The sequence below is a fragment of the Streptomyces sp. NPDC053673 genome (assembly GCF_055585225.1).
Window position 1 is genome coordinate 93,530 of record NZ_JBVJKN010000022.1, and the last position, 15,421, is coordinate 108,950.

The window sequence follows — 15,421 nt, forward strand, 5'->3', positions numbered from 1 at the left end:
CCGGCTCTGCGCAGCCGTCCGGCGACCATTCGTCGGGGGCTTCGCCGCCGTCCGCTTCCGTCGGCTCCGTCGGCTCCTGCGGCTCTCCGACGGGCTCCGGGATGTCCGGTAGCGGGGAAGGCGGAAGGTCGTCCGCCGCGGTGGTCTCGGTTGCGTCGAGCTCGCTCACTCCGTGCTCCCCGCGACCTGTTCCGGCGCCGCCGGCTTACGGGGTCTGCGTGCGAAGCAGGCGAGCGCGCGGGCGAATCGCCTGGCCCACTCCTCCGACGGGTCCGCGCAGCCCACCGCCTTCTCCAGCAGCGACGGCGTGTACCGCCCGTGGTAATACTGCCGCGTCTTCGTCCCCTTCCGGGCCTTCCACCGGGGCTCGGCGACCGGGCAAGGGTCGTGCCCGTCGAGTTGGGCCCGCATCACCGAGGCAACGTGCTCGGCCAGGGCGTCGGGCGACGCCGTTGCTCCGACACGGCTGTGGACCGCGCGGTCGACCGCCTGGCCGATGGCGCACTCCACCATGCGCCGGTCCGCAGACCAGTAGGGGGCGAGGGCGCGGCGCATGGCCTCCCCCGGAAGGGGAGTCGTCCAGCTCAGCAGATGGGCCGCCACGGTGATTTCGGCCCAGAGCGTGATGCGCAGCTCGTCCTGTTCGTCCAGGCGTTGCGCGGTGCGCAGTTGCCGGAGCGTGCACGGGGCCGCGGCACAGTCCGCGCTGCATGCCCGGCTTCGCGTCGAGATCATCGGGGCCGGTGACGCAGGGCGGATGGCCGCGGCGTCCTCACGGGCCGTACCGTCCTGCATGCGGACCAGGATCGGATAGTCCATGCCGTCGGTGAACACGGCGGCCTCACCCGGCTTGAGGGTGACCAGGTACTCCGACTGCGCCTCGGTGATGTTCATGGTGGCGCCGACGGCCTCGCGGTCGTCCTGTGCCGGCAGGCGGTGCACGACCTTGGCCGCGGTGTTCTTGATGACGTCGGGGACGAGTTTGCTGGGGATCTGGTCGGCGATCACCAAACCCTCGCCGTAGGCCCGGATCTCGGCGAGCAGGCCGGCGAACATCTCCACGGCATGCGAACTCGCTCCGCCCTCTTCGGAACGGCGCAGCAGCCTGTGGGCCTCCTCGAAGACGGTCAGGTGACGCAGGGGAAAGGAGAGCCGTCGAGTCGTGCGCTGTTCCATCCGCAGGTACTCGACGAGCCGGATCAGGATCGTGCCCATCAAGAACGCCTTGTCCTTGTCGTCGCCGACGTCCTCTATCTCGAAGACGACATTGCGCTTCAGCAGTTCACCGAAGTCGATGGGGTGGCCGCCCTCCAGGAACCGTCCCGTGGTCCCGAGCCGGAGACTGGCGAGCCGGATCTTGATGAAGCCCTGGACATTGTCGGTGATCTCCTTGCCGTAGCCGATCTCCGAAACGACCTGCAGGGCCGTGTGCTCCAGGTCCTCCAGCGTCGGGTAGCGCGGCTCGGTCCCGGCGGCCTTCGGCTCGCCGAGGGTGAGATCCCAGCCCAGGTCCTCGTAGCACCGGGTCAGAGCAGCGCTGAGCACCTGCGGGAACGGCTCCTGCGGGTCGAAGGAGGCGAGGAAGAGCGCGCGGACCATGTCCAGATGGGTCTGCAGGGGGAAGCGTTCACCGCCTGCGAAGACGGATGGTTCCAGAGGGTTCAGCCCGGCGGGGAGTGCTTCGCGGTCACCGGGCTTGATGACGATGACCTCGTCCTCGCCCCTCAGCCGCGCGGACATGAACCGGTACTCGGCCTTGGCCGGTTCGACGACCAGCCAGGGCAGATGCTCGCGCGTGGCGGCTTCGAGCAGGCCGCGGACCGTCTGGGACTTGCCGCCGCCTGTCGCCCCGCAGACGCGGTTCCCTTTCAGGGCCCGCGGCACCACACCGGTTGCACTGGCCGCGTAGACGAGGGCCTGGGCAACTGCTCGTGCAAGGCCAGCGCGGACAGACGTGTTGAGTCCCGTCCCCCTCCCCCGGCATTGGCAGCAGTCGCACTGGCCTTTGAAGAACGCCCCATCGTGATCCACTCGAACGGGTCCTGTCCACTCGCGGAGTTGACAGGCGACGCTCGAACTCACAGCAGAAACTGATGAGATACGCCCAGGCCGCAGCGGGTGAGGTGAGTGCTGCCCCGGCGACGCAGCGGGGTGGCTGTGACTTCGGGGAGCAATCGTGCCAGATTGCTGCGCGGCTTTCCGGCGTGGCCGTTGAACGGGGCGCGACCCGGTCCCGTAGAACAACACGAGCGGCCCGAAACTGGGGCCGACCATGGAAAGGGAGCCGGCATGACCGGAACGCAGGGACCTGCGCGCACGGTGGCGCGACGCACTGTCTTCGCGGCGGCGGGCGGCGCCGGACTCGCCGCGGCGCTGACGGCGTGCGGCGGATCTGACAGCTCTGGCAGCGTGGGCGAGACACCGGCGGGCGCCGGAACGACCGGCGGTACGGGCGGCAGCACGGGCGGAAGCACCGAGGGAAGTACAGGTGGCAGCACCGGGGGCAGCACGGGTGGCACGACGGGCGGTGGCGGGCAGGTGCTCGCGAAGGTCGCGGACATCCCCGAGGGCGGTGGCAAGGTCATCGGCGATGTCGTGGTGACACAGCCGACGGCGGGCAACTTCAAGGCCTTCTCGTCCAAGTGCACCCACCAGGGCTGCGCCGTGAAGGGCGTCTCCGACGGCATGATCAACTGCCCGTGCCACAACAGCATGTTCGACGCGACGGACGGCAGTGTGAAGAGCGGTCCCGCGACCTCTCCGCTGCCCGCCGCTTCGATCGTCGTGGACGGGGACTCGATCAAGCTCGCGTGACCCGTGTGACGCGCGCGTGACCCCTGTCAGGCGCGCGTCGTGCGGCGCGGGCGTTTCCAGCACGCGAGCACGTCGTCGGTGATGGTGACGGTGGCGACGAGGGCGAGCGTGTTCCTGATCATCGCGGGGGTGTACTCGGGGGGCACCCCCGCGATGGCGTCCGCGGGCACGACCGCCGTGTAGCCGAGGTTGACGGCGTCGAACACGGCGTTCGGTATCGCCACATTCGCCGAGACACCCACGACGACGAGGGTCCGGCAGCCCAGATTCCGCAGGAGCGCGTCGACGTCCGTGCCCGCGATCGGTGACAGCCCGTGCAGCCTGCGGACGACGATGTCCTCGTCCGCGACCTCGATCGGCTCGGCGACACGGACCGCCCGGCTGCCGGAATACTGCTGCACGGGGAGCCGCTCGGCGGCCCTGAACAGGCGCGCGTTGCGGTTCGCGCCGCGTCCGTCGGGCCGCCGCTCCGCCACCGCGTGCATGACCTGCACACCGGCCTCGTGCGCGACGGCGACGAGCCGGGCGACATTGTCCAGGGCGCCCGACGCGCGTGCCACCGCCGCGAGTTCGGGGAGTGCACTGTCCGTTCCGACAACGCCCTGCTGGCACTCGACGGTGAGCAGCACCGCGCCGGCCGGATCTAGTTGTTCCACCAACTGTTCGAACGAAGGCACGGCTCCGCCCTTCTCGTCGACGCTTCTCCTGGGTGACCGGGCGCGCGACGGTAACCGCCATTGCGTCATGAGGGAAGAGCACCCATGATTCCTGACACCTAGTCAGAGAAATTGGCCGCTATCACGAGGAGGGCCACCGATGGCCGTCACACAGCGCCGGGGCCGCCGGATCATGATGAGTCCGGCCGAGCTGGACGCGTTCCTCGCCGAGCAGCGCACCTGCCGGGTGGCGACGGTGTCCGCGGACGGACGGCCGCACGCGAGCGCCCTCTGGTTCGCCTGGGACGGGACGTCCCTGTGGCTGTACTCGATCACGCGGAGCCGACGCTGGACCGAGCTGCGCCGGGATCCACGGATCGCGGTCGTGGTGGACTCCGGGGAGGAGTACGCGGAGCTGCGCGGCGCGGAGCTCTCGGGCACGGCGGTCTTCGTCGGCGAGGCGCCCCGCACCGGCGAGCCCTGTCCAGAGCTCGACGTCCCGGAGCAGTTGTTCGCACGGAAGAACTTCGGGCTGGACACCATGCCGCACGACGGCCGCCACGCATGGGTGCGACTGACACCGGACGCGATCGCGTCCTGGGACTTCCGCAAGCTCGCGGGGCTCTGAGCATGGAGGGACGCGGGCGTCGGCCAGGCGCGGCCGACGCTCCCCGGGCCCGGACGACGCCGTACGCTCCCCCGGCCCGGCCGACAACCAGCCCTCCGCGGACCCGGCCGACGCCGCACGCTCCCCGGGCGCGGCCCGCTCCCCACACTCCCCGGATGCGGCATCCGGGCTCAGACCGTGGCTGCCGATTGCCGCAGCGCCTCCACCGCCGCGCGGATCGAGGGCCGCCGGTCCGCGTCGCTGCGCCAGACCGCGTAGATGTGCCGGAGCATCTTCTGCCGTACCGGTACGAGCCGGACGCCGTCCGGCACCGGTCCGCGGCCGAGCCTCGGCGTCACACAGACCCCGAGGCCTGCGGCGATCAGCGCCAGTTGGGTGTGGTGCTCCCCCGCCATGTGCGCGATCCGCGGCTCGATGCCCTTGGCGCGCAGCGTGAACATCAGCCACTCGTAGCAGAATTCGCCCTCGGGCCACGACACCCACTCGTCGTCCGCGAAGTCCTCCAGGGCCACCTCCGCCCGGTCCGCGAGCGGATGGTCCGCCGGCATCGCCACATCCGCCGCGTCGTCCAGCAGCTGCGCCCGGGCCAGCCCGCCCGGTACCGGCAGCCGCTTGTTGCTCCAGTCCAGCACGACCGCGAGATCGAGATCGCCCCTGATCACCTGTCGCACGGCATGCTCGGGCTCCAGCTCGCTGGAGCGCACGCGCAGCTCGGGATGGACCCTGCGAAGGGACGCGAGCGCGGCGGGGAAGAGTCCGCGCGCGGCCGTCGGGAACGCACCGACCCGCACCTCGCCGACCACCTGCCCGCGCTGCGCCTCGATATCGGCCTGTGCGAGCTCCACCTGGGACAGGATGCGCGCGGCATGGTCGGCGAGCAGCCGTCCGGCGTCGGTGAGGCGTACCCCTCGCCCGTTCTTGGCCAGCAGCTGCTGGCCCACCTCCCGTTCCAGCTTCGCCATCTGCTGGGACACGGCGGACGTCGTCACATGCAGCCCGTCGGCCGCTCCGCTGACCGAGCCGTGCCGGGCCAGCGCGTCGAGGGTCCGTAGGCGCTCCAGGTTCAACATGTAAGTAATGCTAAGCGAACCTCTCAAAGAAGTCTCGCTTGTCCTACGAGAACGGTGCGGCCAAGGTAGAGGGCATGAGCACCGTCAGGCCGCCGTCGCGGGACCGATCCCGCATATCGCCTCCCTCCCCTTCGTCCTCCTCCGTCGTCGCCCCGGCCGCCCCCGCTGCCCCGGCCGCACGCCGTCCCGCCGTCGACTGGCGCATCAGGTTCGCCGCGCTCGCCCTGATCTGGGGCTTCAGCTTCCTTCTCATCAAGGTCGGCACCCACGGGTACGCACCGTTCCAGGTCACCTTCGGCCGGCTGCTCTTCGGTACGGCGGTGCTCGCCGCGGCGATGGCGGTGAAGCGCGAGCGGCTGCCCCGCGGACTGCGCACCTGGGGGCATCTCACCGTTGCCGCGTTCCTGCTCAACGCCCTGCCGTTCTCGCTGTTCGCCTACGCCGAGCTGACGATCCCCTCGACCCTGGCAGGCATCTGCAACGCCACCTCACCGCTCTGGGGCATGGCGCTGTCGCTGGTGGCGCTCTCCGAGGACCGGCCGACCCGCCGCCGTGTCGCCGGGCTCGGGATCGGCTTCCTCGGGGTGCTCACCGTGCTGGGCGCCTGGCAGGGCTTCTCGGGGCTGGATGTCACGGGAACCGCGATGGCCCTCCTCGCCTCGCTGAGCTACCCGGTCGGCTGGATCTACGTCCGCCGTACGCTGGCGGGCTCCAGCCACTCGAACCTCTCCCTCACCGGCGCTCAGCTTCTTCTCGCCACACTCCAACTGGCGCTGGTCACCCCGCTGTTCACCACGCTCCCCAGCTCCCTTCCGGTGGTTCCGCTGCTCGCGGTGATCGCGCTGGGCGCCCTGGGGACCGGCTTCGCGATGCTGCTCCAATACGGACTGGTCGCCGAGGTCGGGCCCACGACGGCGACGATGGTCACGTACTTCATCCCGGTCATCGCCACGGCCGCCGGCGTGACGCTGCTGAGCGAGCAGTTCGGCTGGAACACCCCGGTCGGTGCGCTGATCGTGCTGGCAGGAGCCGCGCTCACCCAGAGCAGGCCGAAACCCCGTCAGCCATAGGCGCGTGCGGGCAACGGGCCGGCCGCCGATGCCACCGCTTCGGCGAGCCGGCCGATGTCGTCCCGCGTCAGACCGGACACCGTGAGCCGCACCCCGGGCGGCGTGGACGTCCGGAACCGCGCCCCGGGAGCGACGGCCCATCCGGCGTGCAGCAGCCGCGCGACCGTCCCGGTCTCGTCGGCCACGGGTACCCACACGTTCATCCCGCTGCGTCCCCGCGCCTCGATGCCGCGTTCGGCCAGCGCCCGCAGCAGCGCGTCGCGTCGCTCGCCGTACGCGCGAGCCACGGCCGCCGGGTCGACGGCCCCGGAGGCCCACAGCTCCACGACCGCGCGCTGGGTCAGCCGGCTGACCCAGCCCGGTCCGAGCTGCTGCCGTCCGAGCACCCGGTCGATCGTGACCTCGTCCCCGGTCAGCACGGCAAGGCGCAGATCCGGACCGTACGCCTTGGCGGTGGAGCGCACGAGCGCCCAGTGGTCCGACGCTCCGGCAAGGGGGTGAAGCGGCTGGTCGACGATGGCGTGGCCGTGGTCGTCCTCGATGAGCAGCACTTCCGGATGCCGGGCGAGGACAGCGCGCAGCTCGCCCGCGCGAGCCCGACCGATCGCGGCTCCGGTGGGGTTCTGCGCCCGGTCGGTGACGATCAGGGCCCGGGCTCCGCCGTCGAGTGCCCGCTCCACCTCGTCCGGGAGCGGCCCGTCGTCGTCGAGGCCGACCGGTACGAGCCGCAGCCCCAGCGCCGGGATCAGATCCAGCAGGCTGCCCCAGCCAGGGTCCTCCACGGCGACGCCGTCGCCGGGCCTCAGCCACGTGTTCAGCACGCGCTCAATGGCGTCGAGCGAGCCGGACGCGACGGCGATCGGCCCGTCCGGCACCCCGTCGGCGTCCATCCCGGCCCGGGCGAGCCGCGCCAGCTCGGGGTCGACGGGCGCCTCCCCGTACAGGACGGGCCGCTCGTCGTGGTGGCGCGCGGCGGCCGCGAAGGCGTCCCGCAGCGGCGGCAGCAGAGCGACGTCGGGATTGCCGTCGGAGATCTCCCGGACGCCGGGCGGAGCCTCGACCCGCAGCGAGCCGCGCGCCGTACTGGCCGGACGCGGCCGCACACGGCTGCCCCTGCGCCCGGCCGTCTCGATGACGCCGCGGTCACGCAGCGTCCGGTATGCGGCCGCCACGGTGTTCGGATTGACGCCCAGCTCGGCCGCCAACTCCCGCATGGGCGGCAGAAGTCGGCCCGGCTCCAGATCGCCTGCGCCGACCCCCCGCTCGACGCTCGCGGCAATCTCCGATGCGCGACGACCCGTGATCCGATACTCTCCTAGCACAAACGAGATTATGCACTAGTACAATGGAGATCGCAATGGCCTCGACGCCGGTGAACGCCGCGTACCGGACGACCGAGCGCACCGTCCCCACCCGGGCCCGGGACCGCGCTTCCTACGACCGCGAGCTGGTGCACTCGATACTCGACGAGGCGTACGTCTGCCATCTGGGCTTTGTGCGCGACGGGGCGCCGGTGGTGCTGCCCACGCTGTACGGCCGGGTCGGCGACACGCTGTACGTCCACGGCTCCACGGGCTCCCGCCCGCTGCGCATGGCCAGTCAGGCAGGCCAGTCGGACAACGGCCTCGAGGTGTGCCTGACCGTCACCCACGTCGACGGGCTGGTCCTGGCCAGGTCGGCCTTCCATCACTCGATCAACTACCGCTCGGTCGTGGTCCTCGGCACCGCCCACCAGGTCACCGACCCGCACGAGAAGCGCACCGCTCTCGACGCGCTGGTCGACCATGTCGTGCCCGGCCGCTCCCACGACTCACGCCCGGCCAACGACAGGGAGCTCGCCGCGACCGCCGTGCTCCGGCTCGACCTGGACGAGGTCTCCGCCAAGGTCCGTACGGGCGGTCCGAACGACGAGCCGGAGGATCTGTCGCTGCCGTACTGGACGGGCGTCGTCCCGCTGGTCCGGAGCCATGGCACGCCGGTTCCGGCGGACGACCTGGACCCGGCCATCGCACTGCCCGACTACCTGTCCGTGCCGTAGGGACCCCAGGCAGCGAGGCGGGAGGACCCGGGAAAGCCGACCGGAACGCGCACGGGGGTCGCGATCCGCGGGGAGGGCGGGCTCACACGACCGTGTGGGCCCGCTCTCCGTTCATGTCAGGCGAGCAGTTCCACCGCCCTGCGACGGCCCGCCGCAAGCCGTGCCTCCTGCCAGGCCAGGCCCACGACAGCGGCCAGCAGCACCAGCGTGCCCACCACGGTCGCGGTGGTCAGCCGCTCGTTCAGTGCGGTCACCGCCAGGACCGCGGCACTCACCGGCTCCAGCAGCATGATCACCGATACGGTCGCCGCCCGGACGACCGCGGCGCCCGCGAAGTACAGCGCGTACGCGAGCGCCGTCGGCACGGCGGCGACGAACCGCCCGGGGGACAGGCCGGACCTGGTCTTCGTCAGCGGTGAGCCGCCCGCGCTACGCGGCGGGCGGCGGAAGTACGGTCGAATGCATGATCGTTACACCTTACGCTGCGGCGCGTCCGGACGCCAAGCTCTCCTCGGTGGCTCCCCAGGCGGGCCCCGGCTCGCCGGCCACCGGCCCGGACGGCGCCGTGGGTGTGGACGACTGGGCGATGAACGCGCCCGCCAGGACCACCGCACCGCCGATGATCTGGGGTCCGGACAGGTGCTCACGGAGCAGCACCCAGGCCAGTACGGTCGCGATGACCGCCTCCAGGCACGCGACCACTCCGGCCACCTGCGGAGAGAGCCTGCGGACGGAGACGACGCCGGTGACATACGCGACGACGGTGGCGATCAGCACGATCCAGCCGAGCAGCAGAGCCGCCGGGACGGGCATACCGCCCATGCTCGCGGTGCCGCCCAGCACCGACCAGTCCATGCTCCAGGGCCGCGCGACGACCGTCAGGAGCAGCGCGCCGATGAGCAGTCCGTACGCGATCACGCCGAGCGGGTCAGGGGCGCCGGCGCCGTCCCCGCCCTGGTCGGACAGGACGAAGTAGCCGACCTGGCAGCAGGCCGCGCCGAGGGCCAGCAGCAGCCCGACCGCGTCGAAGCTCAGCCCGGACCAGACCTCGACGACGCAGGCGAGCCCGCCGACGGCGAGGACCACTCCGGCTGCGGCGGCGCGGGTGACCGGCCGCCGCTGGACGAAGCGGACCCAGGCGAGGACCAGGGCGGGGGCGAGGTATTCGATGAGCAGTGCCACGCCGACGGGGATCCGGGATATCGCCGCGAAGTAGCAGGCCTGGACGCCGGCAACGGCGAGCAGTCCGAAGCCCGCGAGCAGCGCCGGCCTGCGTATCAGCAGGTCACGGTGGCGCCAGGCCACGGGGAGCATGACGAGGGCGGCGCCTGCCACCCGCAGCCACACCACATGCAGCGGGTCGAGCCCCGCTTCGATCAGCGGCTTGGCTGCCACACCTGAACCACCGAACGCGAACGCCGAGGCCAGGGCGAGTCCCAGGCCGGCGTTCCTTCCCTGAGACGCGCGCATCCGCACATCATGGCAGCCCGCGTCAGGAGCGTCACATCCGTTACACCTGTTGAGACAGCTCCCCATCACATCTGTTGAGGCAGCTCCCCGATGCGGCCTGTCAGACGGGCGGTGTCGACCCCCGCGTGCGCCAGTACCTCGACGGCCCGGCACTCGCGGTCCGCAGCGATCGCGGCGAGCAGATCAAGTCCGGTGGCGCGCGAGGCCCCGCGCAGCGCGGCTCGCTCCAGCGCGTCCTGCATGGCGGCGGCCACCGACGGCGACCAGCCGGCCGACTCGGGGTCGCGGACCAGCGGGACCGCGCCCGAGTCCTCGACCCCCGCCTGCCAGCGCAGCCCGTAACCGATGCTGCGCTGGACGAGGTAACCGAGCACGCGGGCGAGCTGGGCCCCGCCGTCGAAGGCGCTCCGCACCTCCGGGTCCGATTCGATCAGCGAGTGCAGCAGATGGGCGGTGTCGATCTGGCGGTCGCCGTCCCGCAGCGCGCGCCGGCGTGCGCCCGCGACGACCGAGGCCATTTGCTCGGTGAGTCCGGTGTCGGTCCCGGCACGGGTGGATGCGGGCTGCTGGGGCACCCGCGGGACAGGGATTTGCACACTCCCACCCCATCAGCCCCGCGAGGTCCGGACATCGCCGCGTGGAAGCATTCGCGCCTCCCACGGAGGTTGGGCTCACCCCGCCGGCTTCTCCTCCTCACGGATGAGATCGGACCCTTTGCCCCCCTGAGGGAGCCCGGCCACGGGTGTCCTCCCACCCGAAAGAATCTGACAGTTCATCAGTATTGAATGTTCACGGCCACGCGGCTACGTTCCGCGACACCAGAGCCCAACGAGGACGCGTGAAGGGGTGGTCGCATGGCCGAGGTCAGTGCAGAGGCACGCATCGAGGCGCCCGCCGGGAAGGTGTGGGCCCAGTTGACGGACTTCGCTTCGTACGGCCAGTGGAACGCCACCCACACGAGCTTCCCGCAGGGCGGCCCGGACACGCTCGCGACCGGCGCCACCTTCGCCGAGAACATGAAGCTGATGGGCTTCCCGGCCGAAGTGACCTGGACGGTCGAGGAGCTGGTTCCGGAGCGGACCTTCGCGATCAAGGGCAAGGGGCCGATGGGTGTCCTCGTCGGCAACCGCTACACACTCACTCCGGACGGTGATGCCACGACGGTCCGGATCGACGGGGAGTTCACGGGTGCGGCCGTCTCGCTGATGGCGGGCAAGCTCAAGGATTCGGCGACCGCCGCCCTCAACGAGTCCCTGCGCAAGCTGGGCGGGCTGGTGAGCTGAGCCCACGGAGGCACGGAAGGGCCCCGCCTCGGGCGGGACCCTTCCGTGGTACATCTGCCGTCGCACACCTGCCGTGGGCCGCGCGTCAGTGCTCGTCGGCCAGGATCAGGTACAGCTTCTTGCGCGCTTCACCGATGACCGCGATCGCCTTCTGCCGCTGCTCGGCGGTTCCGGTCTTCCAGACCTGACTGAACGCCTCCATCAGCCCGAAGCCGGCGGTGCGTATCTCGTTCATGGCATCCCAGTCGATACCACGGCCCGCCTCCTCCCAGGGTGCGTCAGGGACCGACTCGGCCTCGGTACGCCCGGCGTCGGTGAGCGTGAACAACTTCTTGCCGCCCTCGCTCTCGCTGACGATCAGCCCCTCGTCCTCCAGCAACTGGAGCGTGGGATAGACAGAGCCCGGGCTGGGCTTCCAGGCCCCGCCACTGCGCTCGCCGATCTCCTGGATCATCTCGTAACCGTGCATCGGGCGGTCCTTCAGCAGGGCCAGGATCGAGGCCCGCACATCACCGCGGCGCGCCCTCCGGCCGCCTCCGCGACCACGTCCGCCGCCCCACGGCGGCCCGCCGAACCCCGGCCCGAACGGACCGAAGGCGGCACGCCCCCCTTCGTATTCACCCCGACCACGATGACCCGGTCCGCAGTTGCCCTGCCCGGATCCGGGTCCGTACCCGTGTCCACGTGAACGCATCGCTACGCTCCTTCCATCGTTGATCTGTCGCGATGCGTCAACGATATATCGGAATCCTTCGGTTGACAACCACCGATCGGGCCAGCTCCCTGAAATTGGCCTTGGCCTGCGGCTTCAGTGGACCCCTACGGTCAGCGGCATGCGGATTCGAATCGTCGACGCCTTCACCGACCGGCCCTTCACGGGCAATCCCGCCGGGGTCCTGCTCCTGGGGACCGACGCGTTCCCCGACGAGAGCTGGCTCCAGAACGTGGCGAGGGAGGTGAACCTCTCCGAGACGGCCTTCGCCCACCCCCTGCCCGCCGGCGGCGAGGCCGACTGGGCGCTGCGCTGGTTCACCCCCACCGCGGAGGTGGACATGTGCGGTCACGCCACGCTGGCCACGGCCCACGTCCTGCACGCGACCGGGGCCGCGACCGGCACGGTGCGCTTCGCGGCGCGGTGCGGGATCCTCTCCGCGACGGCGCACGAGGACGGCACGATCACGCTGGACTTCCCGGTCTCGCCGCTGACCCGCACGGAGGCCCCGTTCGGCGTCGCCAAGGCACTCAACGCGGCTCCACTCTCGGTCCACGACACCGCCGAGCACATCGGCGATCTGCTGGTCGAGCTGGCGGACGAGGCGACCGTACGCGGCCTGACACCCGACATCACGGCCCTGGCCACCCACTCGAAGCGCGGCATCATCGCCACCGCCCCGGCCGCGGACCCGGGCGGCGGATACGACTACGTCTCCCGCTGCTTCTTCCCCAATGTCGGCATCGACGAGGACCCGGTCACCGGCAGTGCGCACACCGCGCTCGCCCCGTTCTGGTCCGCCCGGCTGGGGCGCGACGAGCTGACCGGACTGCAGGCCTCCGCCCGCTCCGGTCTCGTACGGACGGCTCTGCGCGGCGACCGCGTCCTGCTGACCGGCCGTGCGGTCACCGTCATCGACGGCGAACTGCTCGCCAGGCCCTGACCCGCGGCCCCTGACACACAAGGCCTGACACACGAGGGGCGTACGGCTGCTGTCGTACGCCCCTCGAAAAACTCCGGGATCCGCGTGGATCACACCGTGGGCAGCCAGCCGACCTTCCCGGCGAGCAGCCCGTACCCGACGAACGCGACGATGTCGAGCAACGCGTGCGCGACGACGAGTGGGCCGACCCGGCCCCATCGCCGGTAGAGCAGCACGAAGACCACGCCCATCACCATGTTGCCGACGAAGCCGCCGATCCCCTGGTACAGGTGGTACGAGCCGCGCAGCACCGAACTGGCCACCAGCGCCGCCATCGGCGTCCAGCCCAACTGGCCCAGCCGGCGCAGCAGATACCCGACGACGATCACTTCCTCCACCACGGAGTTCTGCACCGCGGAGAGGATCAGGACCGGGTACTTCCACCAGACGTCGGGAAGCGCCTCGGGCACGACCGTCAGATTGAACCCGGCGGCCCTGGCGATGAGGTAGAACGCGAGCCCGGCACTGCCGATCCCGGCGGCCACCAGCGCACCCCGCCCCAGGTCCGGCCAGGGTTTCGTACGGTCGAAGCCGATGGCCTTCAGGCCACCGACGCCCTCCCTGAACAGCAGATGCGCGACGAGCGCGACCGGCACCAGGGCCGTGGCGATCCCGAACAGCTGCCAGGCGAGATCGAGCCACGGCCGCCCGGGGGCGAACGAACTGTTGAGTGTCGCCGCCTGGTCCTTGAGACCTCCCGGCTTCGTAAGCGACCCGACAAAGCTGATCAGCGACGACACCGCGCTGGCACCCAGCGAGAGCGCCAGGACGAGCAGGGTCTCCGACCGCAGGGTCCTCCGTGACAAACCTCCCTCGGGGAGCCAACCGGACTCACGTCCCGCCTCCGCCTGCACACCTGCCTCCTGTTGCCTCGTCCCGTCGCCACAGCTTGCCCGACGACGGCGCGGCGGACGACGGCAGGGGCGTAACGAGGACGTCGAGGCGCGGGGCGGGGGGCGGAGGCGGAGCGGGGCCGCGGAGGCGGGGAGGCGGGGCGGGGGCGGGGCGGGGACAGAGACAAGCAGGGACGCGGGCTGCCGCGAGCCGTCAGCCCGCCGGCCAGACCGGCCAGGTGTGCACGGGATCGCCCAGATGCATCAGCTCGGAGTACCGGCGGGTGACGGCCGCCAGCGCGGCTTCCCGGTCCAGTCCGGACTCCAGGGCCCGGTGGAAGGCGTCCGCCTGCCAGGACGCGCCGTTCACCCGGCGCCGACACCGCCCCTCGATGACCCCGAGGTAGAAATCGCGGTCCGCCGGCTCCACGTTCCACGCGTCCAGTCCGGCCGCGGCAAGAGGCAGCAGTTCGTCCCGTACGAGCTTGACGGCCGGTACGCGTGTCATGCCGCCGGAACGGCCCGGCCGCGGCCACTGGAGCTCTGCGTCGATGCCGTGACGGCACGCCGTGTCGAAGTTGGCGGCGGCGACCTCGAACGGCATCCGGGTCCACACCGGCCGCGACTCCTCCGCCAGCGCCCGCACCAGCCCGTAGTAGAGGGCCGCGTTCGCCACCACGTCGGTGACGGTGGGCCCGGCCGGCAGGACCCGGTTCTCGACGCGCAGATGCGGTACGCCGTCGGCGAGTCCGTACACGGGACGGTTCCAGCGGTAGACCGTGCCGTTGTGCAGGACGAGCTCCTGCAGGCGCGGCACGCCGCCGTCGTCGAGCACCCGCAGCGGGTCCTCCTCGTCGCAGATCGGCAGCAGCGCCGGGAAGTACCGCAGGTTCTCCTCGAAGAGCTCGTACGCCGAGCCGACCCAGCGCTCGCCGAACCAGGTCCTGGGCCGTACGCCCTGTACCTGGAGCTCGGGCGGCCGGGTGTCGGTGGCCTGCTGGAACAGCGGCGGCCGGGACTCGCGCCACAGCTCCCGGCCGAACAGGAAGGGCGAGTTCGCGCCGACCGCGATCTGGACGGACGCGATCGCCTGCGCGGCGTTCCACACCTGGGCGAACCGGCCGGGGGTCACCTGGAGGTGCAACTGCACGGACGTACAGGCGGCTTCGGGCGCGATCGACGTCGAGGTGCAGCTCAGCCGCTCCACTCCCTCGATGTCGAGGGTGAAGTCCTCGCCGCGGGCGGCGACGATCTGGTCGTTGAGCAGGACGTAACGGTCGACCTCCGAGAGATTCGCGGAGACCAGGTCATGGCGGGTCAGAGTCGGGAGAATTCCGATCATCACGATCCCGGCGTCGACCTCGGCGGATTTGCGGTGGGCATATCCCAATCCGGTACGGAGCTCCTCCGCGAGCTGATCGAGAACTCGGCCGGCGAGCCGGTGGGGGGCTATGTTGACCTCCAGATTGAACATTCCCAGCTCGGTCTGGAAATCTCGGCTGGCTATCCGGTCGAGCACTTCGGCATTCATCATCCGCGGCAACCCGTCGGCCCCGGCGAGATTCAGCTCGATCTCCAACCCCATCAGATTCTTGGGCCGATCGAACCTCTTCTCCGCCAGGAGCCTCCCCAGTCCCGCCAGACACTGCTGAAGCTCTCTCCGGTACCTTTGCCGATCGGACAGGTCGAACCCGCCTGCCACGACCTTCTCCCCCATCGAAGCACCCCTCCTCGAGTGGGCGGCCGACGGCGTCGGCCGCTTACGTCACGGACGATAATGCCCAGACCGAGTGATCGATAACGCCCCGCGTGCGACTGTGGACCGCTAGTCTGGTTCGGCATTCACGCGGCACATTCCTTCGGCA

General features: G+C 70.9%; 15 protein-coding genes and 1 pseudogene. 6 read left to right on the forward strand and 10 right to left on the reverse strand.

The features are described 5' to 3' along the window. Positions 1–165: 165 nt before the first annotated feature. Entirely contained in the window at positions 166–1,884 is a 1,719-nt protein-coding gene (locus ACZ6ZQ_RS27115) for an ATP-binding protein (protein WP_469771118.1), read from the reverse strand. Positions 1,885–2,289: 405 nt separating this feature from the next. Here ACZ6ZQ_RS27115 and ACZ6ZQ_RS27120 point away from each other — a divergent pair, with 405 nt between their 5' ends. Then, positions 2,290–2,814, forward strand: coding sequence for a Rieske (2Fe-2S) protein (locus tag ACZ6ZQ_RS27120; RefSeq protein ID WP_469771119.1), 525 nt, complete (start codon positions 2,290–2,292; stop codon positions 2,812–2,814). Between the two features lie 26 nt (positions 2,815–2,840). Here the strand turns inward: ACZ6ZQ_RS27120 and ACZ6ZQ_RS27125 are convergent, their stop codons facing one another. Beyond that, positions 2,841–3,491, reverse strand: coding sequence for a cysteine hydrolase family protein (locus tag ACZ6ZQ_RS27125; RefSeq protein WP_469771120.1), 651 nt, complete (start codon positions 3,489–3,491; stop codon positions 2,841–2,843). A 139-nt stretch (positions 3,492–3,630) separates the two neighbouring features. On the opposite strand from ACZ6ZQ_RS27125, the gene ACZ6ZQ_RS27130 reads away from it, so the two are divergent. Beyond that, positions 3,631–4,098, forward strand: a complete 468-nt coding sequence (locus ACZ6ZQ_RS27130; RefSeq protein ID WP_469771121.1) for a pyridoxamine 5'-phosphate oxidase family protein — start codon at positions 3,631–3,633, stop codon at positions 4,096–4,098. Between the two features lie 170 nt (positions 4,099–4,268). On the opposite strand, the gene ACZ6ZQ_RS27135 is transcribed toward ACZ6ZQ_RS27130, so the two are convergent. Further along, positions 4,269–5,168, reverse strand: coding sequence for a LysR family transcriptional regulator (locus ACZ6ZQ_RS27135; RefSeq protein ID WP_469771122.1), 900 nt, complete (start codon positions 5,166–5,168; stop codon positions 4,269–4,271). Positions 5,169–5,242: 74 nt separating this feature from the next. Between ACZ6ZQ_RS27135 and ACZ6ZQ_RS27140 the strand changes: the two genes are divergently transcribed. Beyond that, a complete protein-coding gene (locus ACZ6ZQ_RS27140) occupies positions 5,243–6,238 on the forward strand; it encodes a DMT family transporter (RefSeq protein ID WP_469771123.1) in 996 nt (331 codons plus the stop codon). Here ACZ6ZQ_RS27140 and ACZ6ZQ_RS27145 read toward each other — a convergent pair. Beyond that, on the reverse strand, positions 6,229–7,560 hold the full coding sequence (locus ACZ6ZQ_RS27145) for an aminotransferase class I/II-fold pyridoxal phosphate-dependent enzyme (RefSeq protein WP_469771124.1): 1,332 nt from the start codon (positions 7,558–7,560) through the stop codon (positions 6,229–6,231). The two genes, ACZ6ZQ_RS27140 and ACZ6ZQ_RS27145, sit on opposite strands and share 10 nt — an antisense overlap. Before the next feature lie 23 nt (positions 7,561–7,583). Here ACZ6ZQ_RS27145 and ACZ6ZQ_RS27150 point away from each other — a divergent pair, with 23 nt between their 5' ends. Further along, on the forward strand, positions 7,584–8,276 hold the full coding sequence (locus ACZ6ZQ_RS27150) for a pyridoxamine 5'-phosphate oxidase family protein (protein ID WP_469771125.1): 693 nt from the start codon (positions 7,584–7,586) through the stop codon (positions 8,274–8,276). Between the two features lie 116 nt (positions 8,277–8,392). On the opposite strand, the pseudogene ACZ6ZQ_RS27155 reads toward ACZ6ZQ_RS27150, so the two are convergent. The 3 genes and pseudogenes from ACZ6ZQ_RS27155 to ACZ6ZQ_RS27165 form a co-directional block, all read right to left on the reverse strand. Continuing rightward, positions 8,393–8,653, reverse strand: a pseudogene (locus ACZ6ZQ_RS27155) (EamA family transporter); the annotation flags it as partial. A 100-nt stretch (positions 8,654–8,753) separates the two neighbouring features. After that, positions 8,754–9,746, reverse strand: a complete 993-nt coding sequence (locus tag ACZ6ZQ_RS27160; protein ID WP_469771126.1) for an EamA family transporter — start codon at positions 9,744–9,746, stop codon at positions 8,754–8,756. A 65-nt stretch (positions 9,747–9,811) separates the two neighbouring features. Next, the gene (locus ACZ6ZQ_RS27165) at positions 9,812–10,342 is read right to left on the reverse strand and encodes a peptidase (RefSeq protein ID WP_469771127.1); all 531 of its coding nucleotides are present in this window, start codon (positions 10,340–10,342) and stop codon (positions 9,812–9,814) included. A gap of 258 nt (positions 10,343–10,600) precedes the next feature. Between ACZ6ZQ_RS27165 and ACZ6ZQ_RS27170 the strand changes: the two genes are divergently transcribed. Continuing rightward, a complete protein-coding gene (locus ACZ6ZQ_RS27170; protein ID WP_469771128.1) occupies positions 10,601–11,029 on the forward strand; it encodes a type II toxin-antitoxin system Rv0910 family toxin in 429 nt (142 codons plus the stop codon). A gap of 85 nt (positions 11,030–11,114) precedes the next feature. Here ACZ6ZQ_RS27170 and ACZ6ZQ_RS27175 read toward each other — a convergent pair whose 3' ends face one another. Beyond that, a complete protein-coding gene (locus tag ACZ6ZQ_RS27175; RefSeq protein ID WP_469771129.1) occupies positions 11,115–11,723 on the reverse strand; it encodes a PadR family transcriptional regulator in 609 nt (202 codons plus the stop codon). Between the two features lie 139 nt (positions 11,724–11,862). Between ACZ6ZQ_RS27175 and ACZ6ZQ_RS27180 the strand changes: the two genes are divergently transcribed. After that, positions 11,863–12,684: a PhzF family phenazine biosynthesis protein gene (locus ACZ6ZQ_RS27180; protein ID WP_469771130.1), complete on the forward strand. Its 822-nt coding sequence runs from the start codon at positions 11,863–11,865 to the stop codon at positions 12,682–12,684. Positions 12,685–12,773: 89 nt separating this feature from the next. On the opposite strand, the gene ACZ6ZQ_RS27185 is transcribed toward ACZ6ZQ_RS27180, so the two are convergent. Beyond that, the gene (locus tag ACZ6ZQ_RS27185) at positions 12,774–13,577 is read right to left on the reverse strand and encodes a CPBP family intramembrane glutamic endopeptidase (protein ID WP_469771131.1); all 804 of its coding nucleotides are present in this window, start codon (positions 13,575–13,577) and stop codon (positions 12,774–12,776) included. A 193-nt stretch (positions 13,578–13,770) separates the two neighbouring features. Then, entirely contained in the window at positions 13,771–15,273 is a 1,503-nt protein-coding gene (locus tag ACZ6ZQ_RS27190) for a glutamate-cysteine ligase family protein (RefSeq protein ID WP_469771132.1), read from the reverse strand. Between the last annotated feature and the right edge of the window lie 148 nt (positions 15,274–15,421).